Annotated in this window: 23 protein-coding genes and 1 riboswitch; of the genes, 6 read left to right on the top strand and 17 right to left on the bottom strand. The window is 32.2% G+C overall.

Going from position 1 to position 20,006, the window contains the following annotated elements; translation table 11 throughout:
- Positions 1 to 168: 168 nt before the first annotated feature.
- The 13 genes from CD113_RS09230 to CD113_RS09175 form a co-directional block, all read right to left on the bottom strand.
- On the bottom strand, positions 169 to 735 hold the full coding sequence (locus CD113_RS09230) for a terminase small subunit (RefSeq protein ID WP_095092566.1): 567 nt from the start codon (positions 733 to 735) through the stop codon (positions 169 to 171).
- Positions 736 to 739: 4 nt separating this feature from the next.
- The gene (locus CD113_RS09225; RefSeq protein WP_002461984.1) at positions 740 to 1,081 is read right to left on the bottom strand and encodes a hypothetical protein; all 342 of its coding nucleotides are present in this window, start codon (positions 1,079 to 1,081) and stop codon (positions 740 to 742) included.
- A 3-nt stretch (positions 1,082 to 1,084) separates the two neighbouring features.
- The gene (locus tag CD113_RS09220; protein WP_407070855.1) at positions 1,085 to 1,552 is read right to left on the bottom strand and encodes a pathogenicity island protein; all 468 of its coding nucleotides are present in this window, start codon (positions 1,550 to 1,552) and stop codon (positions 1,085 to 1,087) included.
- Positions 1,553 to 1,609: 57 nt separating this feature from the next.
- On the bottom strand, positions 1,610 to 2,338 hold the full coding sequence (locus CD113_RS09215; RefSeq protein ID WP_002461987.1) for a hypothetical protein: 729 nt from the start codon (positions 2,336 to 2,338) through the stop codon (positions 1,610 to 1,612).
- Positions 2,339 to 2,361: 23 nt separating this feature from the next.
- The gene (locus tag CD113_RS09210; protein ID WP_407070856.1) at positions 2,362 to 2,673 is read right to left on the bottom strand and encodes a pathogenicity island protein; all 312 of its coding nucleotides are present in this window, start codon (positions 2,671 to 2,673) and stop codon (positions 2,362 to 2,364) included.
- A 488-nt stretch (positions 2,674 to 3,161) separates the two neighbouring features.
- Positions 3,162 to 3,803, bottom strand: a complete 642-nt coding sequence (locus CD113_RS09205; RefSeq protein WP_002461990.1) for a hypothetical protein — start codon at positions 3,801 to 3,803, stop codon at positions 3,162 to 3,164.
- A complete protein-coding gene (locus tag CD113_RS09200; protein WP_002461991.1) occupies positions 3,804 to 4,166 on the bottom strand; it encodes a hypothetical protein in 363 nt (120 codons plus the stop codon).
- A gap of 284 nt (positions 4,167 to 4,450) precedes the next feature.
- Positions 4,451 to 6,706 (bottom strand): phage/plasmid primase, P4 family, encoded by a 2,256-nt coding sequence (locus tag CD113_RS09195; protein ID WP_002461992.1) that lies wholly within the window; start codon positions 6,704 to 6,706, stop codon positions 4,451 to 4,453.
- A gap of 95 nt (positions 6,707 to 6,801) precedes the next feature.
- A complete protein-coding gene (gene tscT, locus CD113_RS09190) occupies positions 6,802 to 7,098 on the bottom strand; it encodes a type II toxin-antitoxin system toxin TscT (RefSeq protein WP_002461993.1) in 297 nt (98 codons plus the stop codon).
- Complete coding sequence (locus CD113_RS09185; protein WP_002461994.1) at positions 7,088 to 7,303, bottom strand: TscA family type II toxin-antitoxin system antitoxin; 216 nt, start codon at positions 7,301 to 7,303, stop codon at positions 7,088 to 7,090. The genes tscT and CD113_RS09185 overlap by 11 nt, the downstream gene beginning before the upstream one ends.
- 1 nt (position 7,304) lies before the next feature.
- Entirely contained in the window at positions 7,305 to 7,460 is a 156-nt protein-coding gene (locus CD113_RS12740) for a hypothetical protein (RefSeq protein WP_002461996.1), read from the bottom strand.
- Positions 7,461 to 7,592: 132 nt separating this feature from the next.
- The gene (locus CD113_RS09180; RefSeq protein WP_002461998.1) at positions 7,593 to 7,853 is read right to left on the bottom strand and encodes a hypothetical protein; all 261 of its coding nucleotides are present in this window, start codon (positions 7,851 to 7,853) and stop codon (positions 7,593 to 7,595) included.
- Positions 7,831 to 8,052, bottom strand: a complete 222-nt coding sequence (locus CD113_RS09175) for a helix-turn-helix domain-containing protein (RefSeq protein ID WP_002461999.1) — start codon at positions 8,050 to 8,052, stop codon at positions 7,831 to 7,833. The genes CD113_RS09180 and CD113_RS09175 overlap by 23 nt, the downstream gene beginning before the upstream one ends.
- Before the next feature lie 142 nt (positions 8,053 to 8,194).
- Between CD113_RS09175 and CD113_RS09170 the strand changes: the two genes are divergently transcribed.
- Positions 8,195 to 8,812, top strand: a complete 618-nt coding sequence (locus tag CD113_RS09170; RefSeq protein WP_002462001.1) for a helix-turn-helix domain-containing protein — start codon at positions 8,195 to 8,197, stop codon at positions 8,810 to 8,812.
- A gap of 84 nt (positions 8,813 to 8,896) precedes the next feature.
- A complete protein-coding gene (locus tag CD113_RS09165) occupies positions 8,897 to 10,033 on the top strand; it encodes a site-specific integrase (protein WP_002462002.1) in 1,137 nt (378 codons plus the stop codon).
- Positions 10,034 to 10,126: 93 nt separating this feature from the next.
- Here the strand turns inward: CD113_RS09165 and guaA are convergent, their stop codons facing one another.
- From guaA to xpt, 4 genes are read right to left on the bottom strand one after another with little or no spacing between them, the layout of a single operon-like run.
- A complete protein-coding gene (gene guaA / locus CD113_RS09160) occupies positions 10,127 to 11,668 on the bottom strand; it encodes a glutamine-hydrolyzing GMP synthase (protein WP_002462003.1) in 1,542 nt (513 codons plus the stop codon).
- A gap of 25 nt (positions 11,669 to 11,693) precedes the next feature.
- Positions 11,694 to 13,160, bottom strand: coding sequence for an IMP dehydrogenase (gene guaB, locus CD113_RS09155; protein ID WP_002462005.1), 1,467 nt, complete (start codon positions 13,158 to 13,160; stop codon positions 11,694 to 11,696).
- A 37-nt stretch (positions 13,161 to 13,197) separates the two neighbouring features.
- Entirely contained in the window at positions 13,198 to 14,466 is a 1,269-nt protein-coding gene (gene pbuX, locus CD113_RS09150; protein ID WP_002462006.1) for a xanthine permease PbuX, read from the bottom strand.
- Positions 14,466 to 15,044: a xanthine phosphoribosyltransferase gene (xpt, locus tag CD113_RS09145; protein ID WP_002462008.1), complete on the bottom strand. Its 579-nt coding sequence runs from the start codon at positions 15,042 to 15,044 to the stop codon at positions 14,466 to 14,468. The genes pbuX and xpt overlap by 1 nt, the downstream gene beginning before the upstream one ends.
- A gap of 237 nt (positions 15,045 to 15,281) precedes the next feature.
- Positions 15,282 to 15,384, bottom strand: a riboswitch (purine riboswitch).
- A 163-nt stretch (positions 15,385 to 15,547) separates the two neighbouring features.
- Here xpt and CD113_RS09140 point away from each other — a divergent pair.
- The 4 genes from CD113_RS09140 (at position 15,548) to CD113_RS09125 (ending at position 19,863) form a co-directional block, all read left to right on the top strand.
- Positions 15,548 to 15,955: a general stress protein gene (locus CD113_RS09140; protein WP_095092564.1), complete on the top strand. Its 408-nt coding sequence runs from the start codon at positions 15,548 to 15,550 to the stop codon at positions 15,953 to 15,955.
- 618 nt (positions 15,956 to 16,573) lie between these two features.
- Entirely contained in the window at positions 16,574 to 17,242 is a 669-nt protein-coding gene (locus CD113_RS09135; RefSeq protein WP_002462012.1) for a hypothetical protein, read from the top strand.
- A gap of 118 nt (positions 17,243 to 17,360) precedes the next feature.
- On the top strand, positions 17,361 to 18,317 hold the full coding sequence (locus CD113_RS09130; RefSeq protein WP_002462014.1) for a hypothetical protein: 957 nt from the start codon (positions 17,361 to 17,363) through the stop codon (positions 18,315 to 18,317).
- Between the two features lie 157 nt (positions 18,318 to 18,474).
- Entirely contained in the window at positions 18,475 to 19,863 is a 1,389-nt protein-coding gene (locus CD113_RS09125) for an L-cystine transporter (protein WP_002462015.1), read from the top strand.
- The last annotated feature ends 143 nt before the right edge of the window (positions 19,864 to 20,006 follow it).

The raw sequence follows: 20,006 nt of genomic DNA, 5'->3' as shown, positions 1-20,006 counted from the left end.
TAATTTTATTTAACTATTTTATTTTATTTTATTTTATAAATTTATTTGACTCATATAGCAAATCATGTTGTATAACTATTGTAATATTGTACGTTGTTAAAAACAATATTTTTATGCTAATTGTCAAATTTTTTTATACAAGACACTATTAATGCTTTTTTATTCTTATCATTCCTCAAACTCCCCTATATCATCAATAAACACTGTCGAATTAGGAAACTCTTTCTCTATCTGCTTTAAATCTTTTTCATCTTGGTTCTCTTGTTTACCTGTACTATCATAAAACACAATGGTAGGCATATCTGAATTTGATTTATCTGTGAATAATTTATGATAACGAGCAATCATATCACGAGCTTTTAAACGATCACTTGGCTTAATTGGTACATCAACAGTTTCAACATGCTCATTGTATACAAGGTTCATGCGTCCAGTGTCTGGATTACGCTCAAATGAGCTCCTCTTAACCACAACCTCCTTAGTTTCCATCTCATCACCTATTGCAGATTGTGTTAAAAGATACAATGTTTCTTTTGCTGATAAAATAGTATCGTCAATAATCTCATCTTTTTTACTTTTAATATATTCGTCCACTTTCTCTTGTCGTAATAGTCTACTACCTGTTACATGTGCACTATTCGGGCTATATCCTGCCTTGATAGCACTTTGAGTAATGTTAAGTGTCTTAATATACTCATTCGCAAAACGTTCTTGTTTGGGCGTTAATTTGTCCATATGTTCACGCTCCTTGTGTCATAATTTTATCTAGTAATTCATCAAATAGCTGTTGTACTCTTGCTTTAGTGATTTCTAATATTTGAGCTATATCTTCATATGTACGTCCATGACATAGCAACATAAAAATGTTGTATTCTCTAAAGTCTGCAATGCGATCAACTAACATATCTAAATCATTCATAAATATATGTTCATCAGCATGAATAGTTTGATATGAGTATTCTTCTTCATTGTTATTTAACGCAAAGAAATCATCAGCTTGTATATCCTTATCATCATCAGTCACATGTGTATGATAGTTAAGTATGAATGTTTTAAGTGTTTCTTTATCTCCAACAAACATGTACTACACCACCATTGCATATTGAGGCTTATCAGCTTGCGTCAAAGGCTTATTGTGATTAATGTTATATAAATCTACCTGTAATCGTTCAATAAGCTCATGTGGTTTAATACGTCCATGTGATTGCATGTATCTCACTACTTGTTGTTGTTCATCTTGCGTATATGTAGTTAACACTTGCTTTAGATTATCTAGATTAATTGTTGAATCATCTTTAAAACGTTGTAAATTGTTCTTTGTGTCAGTAATCCATATCACTAATTTATCTACTGGATATGATATTGAGACAACGCCTAAAATATCATCACATGTAGTTATTGAGGTATTCATATGATACATCTCAGCTATATGTGTTTGTGCTGTCTTAATTTTTGAGTTAATATACTTTGGATTATATTTTGTTAATAGCTCATATTCAGATACTTTTGATTGTTGATATGCTTTTCTATCAATAACATTCTTTTGCAACACAATACCCCCAATAATATAGAATGAGCCTACCCAATTAAGGATAGGCGTTAATTTTATTTACTTTTTATAAACGTATTGTTTATTAAATTCAGCTTGTTGTCTTGCACTATCTTGTTTATTCTTAGCTTGAGTTAATGCATCATTATATCGTTCTGATAAAGTTTTAATGATGACGCCACCATATTCATTATCTGGAGTGATAACCACACCACTATTTGCCATGCCCGTTTGGTCAATCACATTATAAGCAAATGTTAGGTTGTTGTATTCTTCATCAGTAGTATATGGATAAAGTACACCTTGTTTTAAGTTTTCCATTGCATACGCAACTTTATTCTGTTGATCTTCGCTTAACTTTTTATCATAAGCATCTTTTAATATATTTAACTCATATACACTCATATTTTGCACATCTGCATTATTAATGTAATCCATGATTTCTTGGTCATTATAGAATGAAATTCTAGCCTCAAAATCTTGTCTTCTTAGTAATTCAGCCTCTGGATTATCAACCTTAGTAGTTTCAGCATTCTTTTCAAATTGTTCAACACGTGTTTCAATATCAGCTAAACGATTAGTCGCATACGCTCTAAATTCTTGCTCTAATGCCTCTACTTTAGGTTTTTGTGTCTCGTCAATATAATCAACTCTGTACTTTCTGAAATATAACAACTGTGTTTCTTCTAACAATTCATCTACTTTATTTAAAAGTGATTTATATTTACTATCTTCAAATAATACATTCCATGTTTTTTGTGTTGGATCTTGATATGTTGTTTCAGTCATATTAATATACCTCTTCCATAGTTTTATATTTCAATTCGTTTTAAAGCCTCGTAGCGTTTCATACTGCCATCTGCTAATTTCTTTATATTTTGCATAGCTTGTTGCTTTTCTTGTTCTGTAGTAATGATGTAATAGCCACGTTCATGTTTCTTATAGCTACAACCGATTGGATAACCGTAATCATCAATCAATTTACTGATTGTGTTTCTTAACCATCTTTCATTAGATGAGTTATATTCATATCCCAATAAGTTAAGTATCTTGGACTTAGTTACATACTTTTCTTTTGAGTTTTGAATAGTATCATAAACTCTTAGATATTCTGTTGGTACCATTATTTTTTCTTTTTCAATTACATTCACGGTTAAAACCTCCATTTTTTTGCTGGACGTCACCATGTAATAAAAAACGTAAAAAGGAGTAATTTTTTAAATGAAATAGAGAATTTTTACTAACTTAATTATACTAAATTTACACCTCAAAAGCAAACATTTGTTCTCTTTTTTATTCATTTTATCTTTTACTTATCATTCAATAAAAACGTTTATAAAGTAATTATATCAAGGTTTCATCACAGAAATTCATACATCACCATTTAAGAACAAACGTTCTATTATACCTGTGATTTCTCCCCCTAATGAAAATGTAGATACTTAGCTTTTATTAGTTTTATTTTTCTTCATACCTTCCGGAAACCTTCCAATTTTTCGTTCACCTTTCCTAAACCTTTCCTATTTTAAATTCACTTACCTCGCCCTTTTTAGTTCATTTACCTTTGGTATTTTATATAGGAGCCACACGCTAAATGTGACCCCTTATAACACTACTTACTCAAACTGTAGTATGATTCTTTCAACTCACTTAACTTGCTCTCTAACGCTTTGTAATCGTCTCGTGTAGCATGTTCATTTTGTACAAACTCAGTAACTAACTTTAATCCCTTAACTAACTCACGTGCTGGTTCATTTATTCCTGTTGCTAACTGATACAACATTTCAATGCTACCCACTACATCAGCATTAACACTTTGAATGCCCTCAACTGTATCTGAGTCAAAGCCTTTCTCCAAATAATCAAACACATCACTATTATTTGATTCTGCATATGTTTGTAATCCATACATCAAATACTCATCATTAAATAGATTATCAGCCATCATATCGCTTATAGAGAGTGTTTTATCATCATGTAATTCATAACCTACATAATAGCCCTCAATACTTCTTATAAGTCCCTCAGTGTGCTTAGGTGATGCTAATTCAAACGCTTTTCTCACATTACAATCTTGAATGTAAATGTGACCGTATAAATTACCATTCATAACCACATACACCATATCAAACGGATCATTATATATTTTGAAACCAAACGGCGTTTCTCTGCTACTTTCTAATAAGCCCGTATAATATCTTAATAAAGTACCTGCTCTTGTTTCAAATTGATTTGCGATAATCTCAACATTCATTTATTCATCATCCTTTTCTTTAATTTTGAATACAACTGGTAACCATGACGGCACATTTGCTTTATCTCCTATAGATAATGGCAGTGGTGGCACTTTTCCATCTATAAGATATCTCGTAAGACAATTCTGTGTAGTTACTATCTTTATCTTATTGTCTTTACATAATTCTTGAATAATCTCCCCAAATTCAGTTGAGCAATGATAAAAAACGACCCTTTTCTTATCTGTATCAGTAGTCATACTTCTTTTACCATTAAATGGCACACCTGCTTTATTAAATAGTGGCTCAAGTTCATATGGTGGTACTTCAACTTTTTCATCTATCAGCTCAAGAATATTACTTTTTATCTGTTCTTTATCCATGCGTTACCTCCATTTATATAAAGTAGCTTTTAGTAGCTACACAGCTACATTCCAGCTACCTACTTAAACCCAGTCACATCAACGATTAGAAATGATAATGTAGCTGTAGCCAAATTTTTTATACTCACGTATATATTTTTTTACACTATTTATTATTAAAATATTTTCTATCTCTTTAAAATAGAGCTACAGCTACAAAAACACCCAAAACCATTGATATAATAAGGCTTATCGATGTAGCCAGTTTGTAGCTTTTATAGCTACATAGCTACATAGCTACAAATTTATTTTTTATTAAATCCCGGTCTCACAACATCTTTTCCATTTATATTAAATCTAATTGAATGTTTCCATTGAATACTAAATTGATTTTCTAAAAGTGTGATGAAATCATTCTTTTCTACTGGATTTCTAACATAATTGCTATGACACCATGTTTTATAATCTTTGTAGGTTTCCGCACCGGGATTATTTAAGAAGAAATCTATATTTCTATTTTCAAGATATTCACTTAGAGGATTGTTATTATCCGAAAACAACTCAGAACTTCTATCGGATCGTTCATTAGGTGTGATATATGAGCCATCACGCTGTAACATATCAGCCAATGTATCAATAGCTAGCTTTAAAACGTACTCTTTGGCACTTTCACTATATATTTTGTTAGTGCTTTCAGTAACGCTTAACCGTTCATCATCATCTTTAAAGCTGTAGTTGAACGGTATAATATGCAATCGCTTATTAATTTGTTCACCACTTTCTTTAAACTTAGGATAATGATTACTAGCAATGATAAATGGCGTTTGCATACGTACTGAATGGCTCGCTTTACCTTTTTGTTCAATCTCTAAATATCCACCTGTGATAGCAGTTTTGATATTTCCAGCATCTTCAATTTCAACATTGGGTAGATCATCAACAATGTTAGCCATTTTCCCGTAGATACTTGAGCCTGCAAAATGGTTATTTGCTAATCTTTGGGGGCTTACTGATGATATTTGATTACCACTATCAAATGTGGCTTTTATCATGTGTTGAACGGTAGATTTGCCATTATCAGCAACTGTACCCAATAAATATATGATTTGATCTATTAATATTCTTGGATATAATACTTGGGCAAACATCTCACATATGTTTAATATAGTTGCCTCATGATTACACGAAACTTTTTTTATTGTTATATCTACAAATTCATCATAAGCATTGGGATTATATGCAGTTGGCAGTTTATTAATAACAAATATATCTGGTGTGAACGTTATAAATGCTTTTGTCTCATAATGCACCAATCCATTTTTAACAGCCACATATTGATTATTTACTTCACTTCTTACATCACACATATCAACAATGTAATTCCTAACTTCTTTCACAGAATTATCTTTTAAAGTGTCTAAACTCCTAATGATTTTACGTAATTTACGCCCTGTTTTATCTAATTCATAAATACCTGTTTGAGCATTGTAAATATAAATATCACCGTCAGCATCTGGGTATCTAACTATGTGATATTCCTGACAAATAAAATCAGCCATAATAACATGATTAAATTTAGGTTTTTTGTTTGTATTGCCGTTAGGATAAAACCACCATGACCCTTTTTGTATTCTATTAGTGTTAGTTTTATTATTGGGCTTGCTATAAACTTCTTTTTGGTTATTTACAGCCTTATCTAGCTCTAGTTGCCCCCATGTGGTATTACCTCGCTTATCATCCCATTTATCAGTTAAATTGTTGTAACCTATAAATATGCGCTCCATTTGAGCTTTATCTTTACATGTATAAAAAGCTAAATAGTGTAATAAACTTTGAACACCCTCACTAGGACTATCAAAATATGGTTCATAATTTCCTTTTAACAAATCACTAATTTTGTCTTTTTGTTTAGACTTCAACATAATGTTGATAACATCTTCATCAGAAAGATTACTATTATTATTAGAGTGATATGTGATAGTAGTTTGTATTGGTTCATCTTGTTTAAAATAGCGATCAACTAAATTATTTAATATATCTTGGTCGTCATTTATTTCACTTTGCCCTATCGACTCACCTGTAACAGTCATAAATCTAGCATGATCATATAATTCAATATCTAAATCACTACGTTTTTTCTTTCTGTTAGTAGGTAGTACACCTTTAAAAAAACAGTGTAATCCAGTGCCACTTGGCGACTTTTCACAATATGTTATTTTAATCATATCCAATGCTAAATCTGATGTAATTTGACCGTTCTCATCAATCGCATTATCAATATCTAACACGATATAATTATCATCATTACTTAACATAAAACCGATACCATCATACTTTTCATTTTGTTCATATAAAGCATTGATAGCATCAAAAATAGTCCATGTATCACTATTTGTAGAGCTTGCTTTATATTCAGCATAGCTATAAGGTACTTTGCTGTATTGTTGTTGTTTCTCAACCCATTCAGCACGCCATAATACCCATTTAGGCAATTCAATTAATTCGTCGGGTATTTCTAGCGCATTAACTTCAATTATCTTGTCTTTTTCTTTGATTGCCATTAAATTCCTCCAGTTATTCAAATAACAGATCAAAGATGTTATAATAAATATGTGTAATTTCTTAATTACTCTGTTATTTATTTAATAATTAAATGCTATGCGTTTAGTGATTCCTCGCCAAAGTTCTCACTAGACGCTTTTTCTATACTTTTAAATTCTTCAATTAATTCATTAAACTTATTAATATACATTTGTAACAAATCTGCTGTTTGTTGATGTTGTATTCTATTTTGCGTGTAACCAATTGCGTATAACATCATTTCATCTTTAGTTTTTAATTCATCTTTTGTATACATATCGTCGCCATGCCATACATGCGTTGTTATAACGTCATCCAGTTTACTCTTCAGCACTTCAAATTCGCTTATTAGATTCTTCATTTCAAAATTCATTTTCATTCTCCCATTCAAAGTTATTTTCTATTTGTTGCAAAATTACTTCGCACACAAACTGTAATTGATCTTCACGATTAATTGTTTCTTGCCATTCTTCTTTTCCATCATTTACCTTATGAACATACTCAACACGCTTATCATTGATTGCACTTTCTAATATGTCATATATTTCTCGGATAACTTTTAATTGCTCTTGTTCCATCTTATTCATCTCCCTTGTATTCGTATCGTTCTATTACTGGTACACTAAACACTTGAATTAACAAAGTGATTGCTAAACCATGTATAAAGTCTATGTTTATTGCATATAAAGTGCCAATAGCAGTTGCTAATGTTGAAATTAGAATATATAGTTTCATTTGTCTCACTTCCTTATGAATTTACTTTAATTGACGAACTGAATAATTCATCGATTGCATATCGTACATTTCTTAAAAAATTTGACATTCTTTACGATTGAAAATTGTATTGCTACTCACGCATGCGGGCGTTTATTGTTTAAATGTTTCTAATACTTCGTCAATATCCTTTCGATCGTAATACCATGACTTACCTTGTCTACGTTTCCGAAGTCCTGCAATTTCCCAATTAGTGATATCTGCATGTGTACATCGATACTCTTTCATAACCTCATTTTGTCTTAACCAACGTTTCTGTGACTTTCTAGCCTTTTCTATTGCTAACTTTTCAGCAAGATTTACAATGTCATTCACAAGTTGTTGGCTGGCCTCATTGCTTAGTAATTGATTCATTTCCTACTCCCTCCCTCATTATCCAATCAGTTATTTTTTTATAAGTTGTTTTTTTAATTCTTTTTAACTGATCATTTTCTAAAAGAGATAAAGTTTTACTTGAAATTCCTATCTCTATAGACGCCTTTTGCAATGTAATATTTTTTCTAGCTCTTATCTCTCTTAATTTAATTGCTAAAAATTTATCTATTTCAAACATTCCTCGCACCTCCTCACTCACGTTATGTGAATATTATAATACTCACATTTTGTGAGTGTCAATAGTTTATTCTCATTTTGTGAATTTAACATAGAAATATTACCGATTTTCAGATATAATTGTTAATCAAAGGAGGTAAATCATGGAAAATAGGATTGCAGAATTGCGCAAAGAAAAAGGTCTAACTCTTAAAAAACTCTCTGAAGAATTAAATGTGCGTGATAATACATTAAGTCAATATGAAACTGGTAAAAGAAGTCCTCAACTAGGATTATTGCAGGAGATAGCAAATTTTTTTAATGTCTCTATAGAATATTTAACGAAATATACTGATCAAAGGGACTATCCCTTAGAAAACGATGAAGATGCTCTATTTTTAATTAAAAAATTGTTTAATGAACCAGATTTTCACTATACGCATTTATCTATTAATACATCATTAAATTTATGTATGTGGATTATTAATAATGAAAATTTAATAAATTCCAAATATCCAGAACTCAAATCAACTACACAATGGTTTATTAAAGATATTATTTCAGAAAATAAAATTCTTAATCATTACTCCAAAAATAGGCAAGAAATTAATAAAACCCTAGACAAAATAGATTCTTTATTATTAGATGAAGATTATTTTGGTGCTACTCCGAGAGAAGTTCTTACATTCATGGAAGAAAGCCAACGTATAGGTCACGAGAAAACTAAAGAATTACTTTCTCATATGAAAACATTACCAGATTCAGTAAATGAAGAAGATTAATCACCACGCCATTAGGTAGCCATCCCTTATTGGTGTGTCAATCCAGTCTCACGCATGCGGGCAAAGAGGAAAGGATTGATTTAAATGATTAAGAAATATAAGAAAAAAGACGGTACTCATGCTTTTATGTTTGTGGCATATTTAGGTACTGATCCTGTTACTGGTAAACAGAAGCGTACTACTAGACGTGGCTTTAAGACTGAAAGAGAAGCAAAAATTGCAGAAGCTAAGTTACAAACAGAAATTCAACAAAATGGATTTCTGAATAACGAGATTACAACTTTTAAAGAGGTTTATACACTGTGGTTAGAACAATATCAAAATACTGTAAGAGAAAGCACTTATCAGCGTGTACTTACACTATTTGATACTGCTATATTAGAACACTTTAAAGATATTCCAGTTAAGAAAATTACTATACCTTATTGTCAAAAAGTTATTAATAAATGGAATAAGAAGTATAAAGATATGAAGGCTATTAGAATTTACGCATCTAATGTACTTGAATATGCTGTGAATTTAAAAATCATTGCAGATAATCCATTCAAACACACGAAACAACCACGTAAAAATGAAGTTACTCAAGATGATACACTCATATATTACTCTAGTGACGAATTACAGACGTTCTTAGGCTTTGTAGAGGATAAACCGATGTATCATGCCATATTTAGAACTTTGGCGTTTACGGGCTTTAGACGTGGCGAATTGATGGCTTTAACTTGGCAAGATATCGACTTTGACAAGAAAACTATATCTATCAATAAAACATGTGCTAGAGGTAAAGACTATAAGCTCGTTATTCAAGCACCGAAAACTAAATCATCATTAAGAACAATTAGTATTGATGATAAAACGTTAGACGTATTAAAACACTGGAAAACTCAACAACGTATTGAATCATTAAAATTTGGTCACAATACGATGGATAAGAAACAGAATGTATTTACTGATATTACTACGAATAAAATTTTATATCCTGAACACGTTAATAAAGTATTAAATGATATTTGTAACGACAACAACTTTAAACGTATTAAGGTACATGGTTTTCGTCATGTTCATTGCTCACTTTTATTTGAAGCTGGTCTAACTATACAAGAAGTACAAGATAGATTGGGGCATGGCGATATTAAAACCACAATGGATATATACGCACATGTTACCGAAAAACAACGTGATAAAGTTGCTGATAAATTCGCTAACTATATCAATTTTTAGACGGAACGTATTCAAAACGTATTCAAGACAAAACAAAAAGAGCTAGAAAGTACGTTATAGCAACGTTTCTAACTCTTTTATTATGCTAATATATTATTCCCACTCAATCGTACTTGGTGGCTTAGAGGTAATATCATAGACGACGCGGTTAACATGATCAACTTCATTAACAATTCGACTTGAAATTTTTTGTAAGACTTCCCAATCGATTCTAGCGAAGTCACTAGTCATACCATCAATGGATGTGACTGCACGGATACCTACAGTATGATCATACGTACGGTAGTCTCCCATAACACCCACTGATTGGATATTAGGTAGTACTGTAAAATATTGCCAAATATCTCTTTCAAGACCTTCTTCACGAATAACTTGTCTTAGAATTGCATCTGATTCTCTCACAATTTCTAATTTATCTTCAGTGATTTCACCTAGTACACGAATACCTAAACCTGGACCAGGGAATGGTTGTCTCCACACTAAATGCTCAGGGATGCCTAATTCAATACCTAAGGCACGAACTTCATCTTTAAATAATGTATTAATTGGTTCGATCAATTCAAATTCCATATCTTCAGGTAAACCGCCAACATTATGATGTGATTTGATAGTTTGAGCAGTTTTAGTACCTGATTCAATCACATCTGTGTATAGTGTTCCTTGTGCTAGGAAGTCTACACCTTTTAGTTTTGAAGCTTCATCATCGAAGACATAGACAAATTCATTACCTATAATTTTACGTTTTTGTTCTGGATCAGAAACACCTTGTAATTTATTCATAAAGCGTTCTTGGGCATTGACACGAATGATATTCATATTGAAACCTTCACCAAATTGTTCCATAACCATGTCGCCTTCACCTTTACGTAATAGCCCATGATCAACAAAGATACATGTCAACTGATCACCAATAGCTTTATGTAATAGTACAGCTACAACTGATGAATCAACACCACCACTCATCGCACATAGCACACGACGATCACCAACGCGTTGACGAATTTTTTCAATTTCAATGTCAATAAAGTTTTCCATCGTCCATTCGCCTGTACAATTACATACTCGACGAACGAAGTTATTTAATAAGTCATTTCCATATTCAGTATGTCTTACTTCTGGATGGAATTGAACACCATAAATACGACGTTTTTTATCCTCAATTGCGGCATAGTCTGTACTTGGACTATCAGCAATCACTTCAAAACCTTCTGGAATTTCAATGACTTTATCTGAGTGACTCATCCAAACTGTTTGTTCAGATGGTAGTCCTGCAAATAGTTCATCTGATTTAGCATTAATCGTTGCCTTACCATATTCTCTTTCATTAGCACGTTCAACTTTACCACCTAATAATTTAGTAGTAAGTTGCATACCATAACAAATACCAAGTACTGGGATACCTAAATTATAAATTTCAGGATCAATAGTAAATGAGCCTTCTTCATATACAGAGTTAGGTCCGCCAGAAAGAATGATTCCTTTAGGATTCATTCTTTTAATTTCTTCTATCGACATTTCATGATCGTGTAATTCACTATACACGCCCATTTCACGAATACGACGTGTAATCAATTGATTATATTGGCTACCAAAGTCTAAGACAAGGATTAATTCTTGTTCTTTTGCCATTTCCATTATTGTCGTTCTCCTTTATCTTAAATTAGAATGAGTAATTAGGTGATTCTTTTGTAATTTGAATGTTATGTGGGTGACTTTCAGCCAAACCAGCTGGTCCCATACGTGTAAATTGTGCTTCTTCACGTAATTGTAATAAGTTGTGTGAACCAGTATAACCCATACCAGATCTGACACCGCCCATTAATTGGTAAATTGTATCTTGTAATGGACCTTTATACGCTGTACGTCCTTCAATACCTTCTGGCACAAATTTCTTAGGTGTCTTATCTTCTTGGAAATAACGATCGTTAGACCCTTTTTCCATTGCACCTAGTGAACCCATACCACGATATACTTTATATTGTCTTCCTTGGAAGATTTCAGTAGCACCCGGACTTTCTTCAGTACCAGCTAATAAGCTACCTAACATAACAGCATGTCCACCAGCTGCTAATGCTTTAATAATGTCACCTGAGAATTTAATACCACCATCAGCAATAATTGCTTTACCATGTTTACGTGCTTCAGTAGCACAGTCATAAATAGCAGTAATTTGAGGTACACCTACACCTGCAACAACACGAGTTGTACAGATTGAACCAGGACCAATACCTACTTTAACAATATCAGCACCCGCTTCATATAGTGCTTTCGTTGCTTCAGCAGTTGCGACATTACCTGCTACTAACGTAATTTCAGGATATGTTTTTTTAATATGTTTGACTTGTTCAATAACACCTTTGGAATGTCCATGCGCTGTATCAATAACTAATACATCGACACCTGCTTCTACTAATTTTTGAGCACGAATATCTGTATCTTTTGATATACCAATTGCAGCAGCAACAAGTAATCTACCATGTGCATCTTTAGCAGCATTTGGGAATTCAATTACTTTTTCAATATCTTTAATAGTGATTAAACCTTCTAAACGACCATCTTTAGTTAATGGTAGTTTTTCAATTTTATGTTCTTGTAAAATCTTTTCAGCACTTTCAAGCGTTGTATTCATTGGAGCTGTTATTAAATTATCTTTAGTCATAACGTCATCAATTTTAATTGAGAAGTCTTCAATAAAGCGTAAATCACGATTTGTAATAATACCTACTAACGTTCTATCTTCTTCATTATCTACAATAGGTACACCAGAAATACGGTATTTACCCATCAATGCTTCTGCTTCATAAACACTTTCACCTGGCGTTAAGAAAAATGGATTAGAAATAACTCCATTTTCAGAACGTTTAACTTTTTGTACTTCATCAGCTTGTTCTTCAATGCTCATATTTTTATGGATAACACCTAAACCACCTTGACGTGCCATAGCAATCGCCATTTTTGATTCTGTCACTGTATCCATACCAGCAGAAATAACTGGAATATTTAATTTTACTTTATCTGATAATTCTACGCTTAAGTCCACATCTTTTGGTAATACATCAGATTGTGCTGGAATTAATAACACATCATCGAACGTTAATGATTCTTTTGCAAATTTACTTTCCCACATTAAAAACAGCCTCCATTTTTTAAATTAATTAGTATTATTATTTCACATTTTCTTCAGTTTGTTTATACTTTATTCCATTAAAAAAGAAATTAAGCACAATTGCAGAGATTGCACCTAAGACGATACCATTTTGTGTTAACCAAGCAAATTGCTCTCCCAAACCTTTAAATGCTTGTGGTACAGCACTAATCCCTGTTCCTAAACCAACTGATACTGCAATAATTAATAAATTGTTTTGATTCTTAAAATTAATATTTCCTAATATACTAACACCATATGCCATGACCATGCCAAACATTGCAATCATCGCACCACCCAATACAGGCAAGGGAATGATATTGGCTAATGCACCTAACTTAGGAATACAACCACATATCAATAGTAAAACGACCATACCATATATGACATTATTCTTTTTAGCACCTGATAAAGATACTAAACCTACATTTTGAGAATAAGCTGTATAAGGAAATGAATTAAATATTGAGCCTAAGACAATAGCAAGCCCTTCAGCAGTATAACCTTTACGAAAATCTTTGCGTTCTAACTTTTTACCTGTTATTTCACTCAAGGCATGATAAACACCTGTTGATTCGATTAAACTTACAATCGCTACAATAAAAAATACTAAAGTAGATGTAATATCAAATCCAAAACCTGAAAATCTAAACGGTAGCGGGAAGCCTATCCAATGAGCTGAACCGACTTGTTTTAGGTCAACCATACCTAACATCGAGGCAAGTATTGTACCAATTAATAATCCTAAAAGTATCGCTATACTTTTTAAAAAACCTGTTGTAAAACGTTGTAATATTAAAATGATAATTAAAGTTGTCACACCTAAAATAATATTTTTAACGTCACCATAATTTTTCGCGCCTTGTCCACCAGCTAAGTAGTTCATTGCAACAGGCATTAAGTTAATACCTATGATAGTAACTACACTCCCAGTCACAACAGGTGGAAAAAATTTCACTAGATGAGAAAAGAATGGTGCAATAATAATAACTAAAATACCTGATAAAAATAAGGAACCATACAAGACGTCTAAACCTTTAGTTTGTCCGATTAAAATCATCGGTGCTACTGCTGTGAAAGTACAACCTAATACGATAGGCAATCCAGTTCCTGTCACTTTATTCGCTTGTAAAAAGGTAGCTACACCACACATAAAAATATCGACCGTTACAAGATAAGCAATTTGATCAGGTGTAAATTTTAAACTTGTCCCAACAATAATAGGTACTAAAATAGCTCCGGCATACATTGCTAATAGATGTTGAATACTTAGGATTAAATTTTTCATTATTCTTCTCCCACAAGCGTCACTTTATTACCTTTTAAAGATGCTACTTTGCATAACGAAGATACTATTAATCCTGCATCCTCTAATCTTTGTCGCCCTGATTGGAAACTTTTTTCTACTACAATACCAATACCCGCAGTCTTAGCATTAGCTTGTTGTGCAATATCATATAATCCAAGTGATGCATCACCATTTGCTAAAAAATCGTCGATAATTAAAACTGTATCATTTTCATTTAAAAACTCTTTTGACACAATTACCGTACTCGTTTTATTTTTGGTAAATGAATGTATATCTGTTTCAAAAAAGCCATCCGTTAATGTACTAGGTTTAGCTTTTTTAGCAAACAAACACGGTACGTCAAAATGTAATGCTGCCATAATTGCTGGTGCTATACCTGATGCTTCAATCGTTAAAATCTTCGTAATTCCCGCGTCTTTAAATTGTTCATAAAAAGTTCGACCAACGTCATTCATTAATTTAGCGTCTATTTGATGATTTAAAAAGCCATCTACTTTTAAAATTTTCTCATCAATGACAACGCCATCTTCCTTTACTTTTAGTCCTAATGATTCCACTCGCTTTACCTCCTAGTATTGTTAAAAAACTTTGCTCTAATTTGAACTTAAATACAAAAAAATCCCCAAACTAAAAATAGTTTCAGGGTTTATGAGTGAACGAACGTGCATTACTAAATAGTAATACAATCAATGTAAAAGAAGTATCGATTAATGATTTTCTTGCCAATCATTTTACACCAAATAACACAAGTATTATAAATACTTATGATCAACCATGGCCGAAGTTACTTCTATATATATTGTGTTGTTACTCATAGTCATGTCGTTCAAGGCAACATGGTAGAAACTTCTAAAGCCATATTCTTTAGATTATATGAGTTTTATAAATTATTTAACGATAATAGCAGACTTTGTGACATTTTTCAATAACTGTTAGCTTAAGCTTACTATTTTTCTACTATTAGCTTTTCTTTTTTTTAATACTATTAATGAAAAGGTTTTACTAAATTCATATAGGGTAATAATATAAATAAATGATTTTATTCAAAGGGGCGATAATAATGGCAGAGGTAACTGTATTAAACACCATAGGCGAATTGTATAATGCTATTAATGAAAAGAAAGCGCAAGGTTATTCTGAATCTGAAATGTCTGTTATTACTAAAAATAAACTACATTTAAATGATTTACATGACTCTGAAATCTCATTAATTGCAACAAGTGGTTCATTTAGTGATCGTACTTCAAAACTATTAACAGGTGAAGATGGTGAGCGTGCAGTACTCACTCGTTATAACTTCAATCCTGACGAAATTGCAAACTACAAGCAACAAATTTTAGATAAAAAAATATTATTAGTGGTCAATGCTGATATAACTTCTCATAAAGAAGTTGAAGAACATAACGCAGCATATAAAGAAGTAGACATTACACATTATTCAGAACAATCAAAAGGACCAAAATCATAATTGACAATAATCGTCATTTCACACTGTAGTTCATCATCCATGGACTACAGTTTTTTTAGGTTCTCTAACAAATTGGACTGATCCATAATTAATTTTTCAAGCCTCGTACCCCAACCCGCACGTTTAGAGCTAGTTAGATTTACAATCTTTACTAGCTCTTGCCCAACTTGCACTTATTGTAAAAATTCTTTGCTAAGAATTTTTCTGTGTTGGGTCCCTATGCAGTTGCACGAATAGTGATAACTGTAATCCTTTAAAGCAACTTAGATTTTAATCTTTAGTAGCTTTTATGCAATTGTTGCGTTAGCAACCAATTGTAATCCGTATATTTTTCTATGCTGGGTCCCTTGCCCAACTCGCATTGCTCTTTGAAACTGTTTCACAGTTTCTCTATGTTGGGTCCCTTGCCCAACTCGCATTGCTTGTTGAAACTGTTTCACAGTTTCTCTGTGTTGGGTCCCTACCTCAGGAGTCTTGGCTTTAAAATAATTTTTGTTTTAAATTAATCACTTTTTATTTATCAGTAATAAAAAATAGAGAACCTTTTTTATGAACCTTACTAGCAAAATCTATTGTCGTTATATGCTATAATATAACAAAAACTTCGGAGGTGACATGATGCAATTTAAAACAATCCACTCGGTAAAAGACCCACATTATAACGAAGCTTTGGCGCTCTATGACTCTAAACTTGATATTTCTTTAACTGAAGATAAATCTATTTTCAAGCGATCATTAGAAAATAATAAAACAGAAAATGATTATGTCTTTGTTGTTGGCCTTGAAGATAACCATGTCATTAGTTTGGCAACAGCACATTATGAAGCAACAACTAATTCAGCATTTCTTATATATTTGATTGCTAAAAATTTACCACATCATGATGACTTAATGACTGCAACGTTAGCGCAAGTTGAAAATGAATTAAATACGTTATCTAATATTGTCCATTCAAGAAATATTAACTTTTTAATGATGGAAGTACCTAAAGAACCTTTTGATTTAACAGAAGCTCAAAATCAAGTTATTGAAGATCGACGTCAATTTTTATATGAACATCAATTTAAACGCCAAAATGATATCGACTATATTCATCCAAATTATACATTTGATGATCAGGCTAAAGAAGTTGATTTATTTATTAAAACAAACATTGAACTTACTAAAGATATATACGGTGCAAGTATAAAATCAAATTACATTTTAAAATATGTCTTCGCCAATGGTATCTCTAGAGATATCATATATCCAATATTAGAAGCGATGGATTTGCGTAAACCTTTTTAGTCTAACTTGAAATCCCCTACAATAACGTTTAAACTATGGTTTGAGGTTAGACTGACGTTTCACTGCCCGTAGACAGACGTCATGATACATATAGTTTATCAAGAAAGGACTTTCAACTATGTTAACAAAAGAATTTGCCCAACGCGTCGAGCTAAGTGAAAAGCAAGTCCGTAAAATTGTGCAACACTTAGAAGAACGTGGCTATCAGTTAAGCAAGACAGAATACCGTGGTCGTGAAGCTACCGATTTTAAAGAAGACGATATTGAACTATTCAGAGATATCGCCGATAAAGTAAAACAAACAAATAGTTACGATTTAGCATTTGATGAACTTGAAAAAGAAAAGGATTTCTTACAAGTTATCGTTAAAAATGATGATAAACAATTACCAACTAATCAAAATATAGCACAATTAGTTGAAGATTTACGCAATGAAATTCAACAAATGCGCGATGAACGTCAATTGTTAGGACAAATGATGAATCAAGTCCATCAACAACAGCAAGAATTGAAAGAACTACAACACCAAATTACCACTAAACTTGATTCTAACACTGAGTCATTGAAAGCTATTCAAACATCTCAACATGAAATTAAAGAAGCTCAAGCGACACATTCTGAGGAATTAGCTAAAACAAGTCATACACTTGAAGAACAATCTAAGACTCAAGATACACACAAAATCAATCATGTTGATACATCTAATCATAATCAATATTCTAAGACAGACGATCAGCTAACTGAACAGTCACAAACTGCTGAAAGTCAAAAAGTTTCTAAAGAAGAACAACTGTCATCATCAGACGCAATTGCAGAAGCTTCAGTAGCTCAACATTCTGACGAAGCTATGACAGCAGCAGACGCTAGCGAACATCATGTTGATCACAATGCTCAACAACATGCTGAACAACAACTTGTTGAAGAACATGCTACAACAACAGAATCTTCAACGACGAATGATGACGCTGTAACTAAAACACCAAATAATAGTAACACTCATGAGGTAAATGAACCTCAACAACAATCACAGCACCAAGAGAAAAAAGGTTTCTTCGCACGTTTATTTAATCTTTAATAGTATTCCATATTTAATCAGTAAGGCGGTTTAACATTCGCCTTACTTTTTTTATGCTTCTTTTGAATCTTTTTAAATCCCCTCTTGAAAAGTCATTAAATAGATACTATCCTTATTACATATGTCGGAATTAAATATTTTTTAAGGAGAGTTAAACATGGGAACGCTATATACAGTTATTAATGTCATTGTCTTACTTATTTTTGTTATTGTCTTAAATGTTATGGCAAGAAAGCACGTTTCCTTCCCTAAACGTGTGTTTACTGCATTAGGTGTTGGTATCTTGCTTGGCGTCGTACTCCATTTAATATATGGTGTCAATTCAAACGTAATTGAAACTACAAGTGATTGGTACAGTATTATTGGTGAAGGTTATGTCGCCTTATTACAAATGATTGTTATGCCACTTATTTTTGTATCAATCGTCGCAGCCTTCAGTAAAATTCAAATTGGGGATAAATTTGCCAAAATCGGCAGTTTTATTTTTATGTTTTTAATTGGTACTGTCGCAATAGCTGCTATTGTAGGCATTTTATATGCTTTAATATTTGGTCTTGATGCTTCTACGATAGATTTAGGTAGTGCAGAGCATTCTCGTGGTAGTGAAATTGCTAAAGAGGCTAAAAATTTAACAGCAAGCACATTACCACAACAAATTTTAGAATTATTACCAAAAAATCCATTCTTAGACTTTACAGGTCAACGTACAACATCAACAATTGCAGTTGTTATATTTGCATCATTTGTTGGGTTTGCATATGTTAGAGTTGCACGTAAACAGCCTGAACACGGTGCTTTATTGAAAAAAGGTATCGATGCCGTTTATTCATTAATTATGGCTATTGTGACATTTGTTTTACGTCTAACACCATATGGTGTACTTGCAATCATGGCTAATACGTTAGCAACAAGTAATTTTACTGCTGTTTGGACGTTAGGTAAATTCTTATTAGCATCTTATGCAGCATTAATTACAATGTATTTAATTCATTTATTAATTTTAAGTATTTTAGGTATTAATCCTATACGTTATATGAAGAAAACTTTAGAAGTACTTATCTTTGCGTTTACATCACGTTCAAGTGCTGGATCATTACCTTTAAATGTTCAAACACAAACGAAAAGATTAGGCGTTCCCGAAGGTATTGCCAATTTTTCTGCAACATTTGGTTTATCGATTGGACAAAATGGTTGCGCAGGTATCTACCCTGCTATGTTAGCAATCATGGTTGCTCCTGTAGCAAATGTCGATATAGATTTTCAATTCATCGTTACATTAATTGCAGTAGTCATTATTAGTTCATTCGGTGTTGCAGGTGTTGGTGGCGGTGCTACCTTTGCTTCTATACTTGTATTATCAACTTTAAACTTACCAGTTGCTTTAGCCGGTGTACTTATTTCTGTTGAACCTATTATTGATATGGGTCGAACAGCATTAAATGTTAACGATTCTATGTTAGCTGGTACAGGTACTGCTAGATTAACTAAACACTGGGATAAAGAGACTTTCGATTCAGATGATTATGGCGAATTATCTGCTAACTAATATTTTATCCTTATCAACCAAATAATTATAAAAATAAAGCTATTTAAAACATACTAAGATTAGCTGTGAGGAAATCTATGACGATAGATTTTTTCACAGCTATTTTTTATAGTTGTAGAGAGAAGTAGACTGTGCAGGCTCTT

This window comes from Staphylococcus simiae (assembly GCF_002902085.1).
GTDB classification, from domain to species: domain Bacteria; phylum Bacillota; class Bacilli; order Staphylococcales; family Staphylococcaceae; genus Staphylococcus; species Staphylococcus simiae.
The sequence above is the reverse complement of the archived record's forward strand: the minus strand, read 5'-3'. Positions and strand labels throughout refer to the sequence as shown.

Bases quoted from the DNA above. Each gene is read 5' to 3' on its own strand.
- CD113_RS09230 (WP_095092566.1), bottom strand. From the start codon at position 735: ATGGACAAATTAACGCCCAAACAAGAACGTTTTGCGAATGAGTATATT.
- CD113_RS09225 (WP_002461984.1), bottom strand. From the start codon at position 1,081: ATGTTTGTTGGAGATAAAGAAACACTTAAAACATTCATACTTAACTAT.
- CD113_RS09215 (WP_002461987.1), bottom strand. From the start codon at position 2,338: ATGACTGAAACAACATATCAAGATCCAACACAAAAAACATGGAATGTA.
- CD113_RS09210 (WP_407070856.1), bottom strand. From the start codon at position 2,673: ATGGTACCAACAGAATATCTAAGAGTTTATGATACTATTCAAAACTCA.
- CD113_RS09205 (WP_002461990.1), bottom strand. From the start codon at position 3,803: ATGAATGTTGAGATTATCGCAAATCAATTTGAAACAAGAGCAGGTACT.
- CD113_RS09200 (WP_002461991.1), bottom strand. From the start codon at position 4,166: ATGGATAAAGAACAGATAAAAAGTAATATTCTTGAGCTGATAGATGAA.
- CD113_RS09195 (WP_002461992.1), bottom strand. From the start codon at position 6,706: ATGGCAATCAAAGAAAAAGACAAGATAATTGAAGTTAATGCGCTAGAA.
- tscT (WP_002461993.1), bottom strand. From the start codon at position 7,098: ATGAATTTTGAAATGAAGAATCTAATAAGCGAATTTGAAGTGCTGAAG.
- CD113_RS09185 (WP_002461994.1), bottom strand. From the start codon at position 7,303: ATGGAACAAGAGCAATTAAAAGTTATCCGAGAAATATATGACATATTA.
- CD113_RS12740 (WP_002461996.1), bottom strand. From the start codon at position 7,460: ATGAAACTATATATTCTAATTTCAACATTAGCAACTGCTATTGGCACT.
- CD113_RS09180 (WP_002461998.1), bottom strand. From the start codon at position 7,853: ATGAATCAATTACTAAGCAATGAGGCCAGCCAACAACTTGTGAATGAC.
- CD113_RS09175 (WP_002461999.1), bottom strand. From the start codon at position 8,052: ATGTTTGAAATAGATAAATTTTTAGCAATTAAATTAAGAGAGATAAGA.
- CD113_RS09170 (WP_002462001.1), top strand. From the start codon at position 8,195: ATGGAAAATAGGATTGCAGAATTGCGCAAAGAAAAAGGTCTAACTCTT.
- CD113_RS09165 (WP_002462002.1), top strand. From the start codon at position 8,897: ATGATTAAGAAATATAAGAAAAAAGACGGTACTCATGCTTTTATGTTT.
- guaA (WP_002462003.1), bottom strand. From the start codon at position 11,668: ATGGAAATGGCAAAAGAACAAGAATTAATCCTTGTCTTAGACTTTGGT.
- guaB (WP_002462005.1), bottom strand. From the start codon at position 13,160: ATGTGGGAAAGTAAATTTGCAAAAGAATCATTAACGTTCGATGATGTG.
- pbuX (WP_002462006.1), bottom strand. From the start codon at position 14,466: ATGAAAAATTTAATCCTAAGTATTCAACATCTATTAGCAATGTATGCC.
- CD113_RS09140 (WP_095092564.1), top strand. From the start codon at position 15,548: ATGGCAGAGGTAACTGTATTAAACACCATAGGCGAATTGTATAATGCT.
- CD113_RS09135 (WP_002462012.1), top strand. From the start codon at position 16,574: ATGCAATTTAAAACAATCCACTCGGTAAAAGACCCACATTATAACGAA.
- CD113_RS09130 (WP_002462014.1), top strand. From the start codon at position 17,361: ATGTTAACAAAAGAATTTGCCCAACGCGTCGAGCTAAGTGAAAAGCAA.
- CD113_RS09125 (WP_002462015.1), top strand. From the start codon at position 18,475: ATGGGAACGCTATATACAGTTATTAATGTCATTGTCTTACTTATTTTT.